The sequence below is a fragment of the Nocardioides deserti genome, from assembly GCF_014266025.1.
Taxonomy (GTDB): domain Bacteria; phylum Actinomycetota; class Actinomycetes; order Propionibacteriales; family Nocardioidaceae; genus Nocardioides; species Nocardioides deserti.
In genome coordinates this window covers 1-1,343 of record NZ_JACMYC010000037.1, presented here as the reverse complement: position 1 = coordinate 1,343, position 1,343 = coordinate 1, and the positions used below count along the sequence as shown (strand labels likewise).

Below are 1,343 nucleotides of genomic sequence, written 5' to 3'. Positions count from 1 at the left end.
CTGACTGTGAGGCTTCCCTCTGCAGCCTGATGGTGCTGGGCTGTGGTTGGCAGCCGCGGGCGTGACTCTTGCACTGACTGGCTTCGTGCCTTTGTGAGGACTTGTCCGCTCGGGGTTGTCGGCCCCGGCCCGGTCGGAGCAGCTGGCCTGATCAGGAGCTTGACCGTCGGGCGTTCGCGCGCCCGACGTGTCTCATCACAGTCCTGCCGAATCTCCGCCCCGGACCGGAACCACATCCGCTCCCAGGCAAGGAGAGAACGCATGCCCAGTCTGACCGATCTACGCGACGTGGTCGATGTCGTCATCGGCGTCGATACCCACGTCAACACCCACACGGCCGCAGTGGTCGATGCCCGCACCGGGGCGGTGCTCGACCAGGTCACGATCGAGACCACTGCCGAGGGCTACGAGGCCTTGCTCGAGTTCGCTGATCCCTATCCGCTGCGTGTCTGGGCGATCGAAGGCACCGGTGGTCATGGCGCCGGGCTCGTCCGGCGCCTGGCTCAGGGCGAGGAGTTCGTCGTCGAACTCGACCGGCCCGAACGAGCACGCCGCCGCAACGGCGCGAAGTCTGACCCGCTCGATGCCATCCGCGCGGCCCGTGAGGCACTGGCTCGCCCCAGGGTCGGCACCCCCCGTGCATCCGGGGACCGCCAGGCACTCTCGGTCCTACTCGCGGCGAGGCGATCGGCGGTCGACGCGGCGACAGTCGCCCAAAGGCAACTGTTCAGCCTGGTCATTGCAGCCCCAGAGGTGCTCCGCGCCCGGTTCCGCGGTCAGAAGATCCCAGCGATGATCAAGACCGCCGCAGCGCTGCGGATCAGCCCGTCGTGGGACACCGAGACCAAGTTGACCGCCACAACCCTGAAAGCCCTAGCTCGACGCTCGTTGTCGATGACCGCCGAAGCCGCCGAGCACCAGCGTGCGATCTTGACGATCGTGCGTGCCTGGCGGCCAGACTTGCTCGCCCAGGTTGGGGTCGGACCGATCGTCGCGGCCACGGTCCTGTGCGCGTGGTCCCACCCCGGCCGCGTTCACTCCGAAGCGGCGTTCGCGATGCTCGCCGGCGTCGCGCCGATCCCAGCGAACAGTGGACAGATCCGCACGCGTCACCGCCTCAATCGCTACGGCGACCGCCAACTCAACCGCGCACTGCACACCATGGTCACCACCCGGATTACCTGCCACCAGCCCACCCGCGACTACATCGCCCGGCGGACCGCGGAAGGAAAGACAGGGCCCGAGATCAAGCGATGCCTCAAGCGCTACATCGCCAGAGACCTCTACCGGCTACTCGAACAGAGGCAGCCAGCAACTGCTTGACGAACCATAGGAGCGTCCTC

At 67.2% G+C, this 1,343-nt stretch carries 1 protein-coding gene; it reads left to right on the top strand.

Features of this window, described 5'->3' with window-relative positions:
- The first annotated feature begins 261 nt into the window (after positions 1-261).
- Positions 262-1,323, top strand: coding sequence for an IS110 family RNA-guided transposase (locus H7344_RS20150; protein WP_186347769.1), 1,062 nt, complete (start codon positions 262-264; stop codon positions 1,321-1,323).
- The last annotated feature ends 20 nt before the right edge of the window (positions 1,324-1,343 follow it).

Excerpts from the sequence above, each read along its gene's own strand:
- H7344_RS20150 (WP_186347769.1), top strand. The coding sequence starts at position 262 with ATGCCCAGTCTGACCGATCTACGCGACGTGGTCGATGTCGTCATCGGC.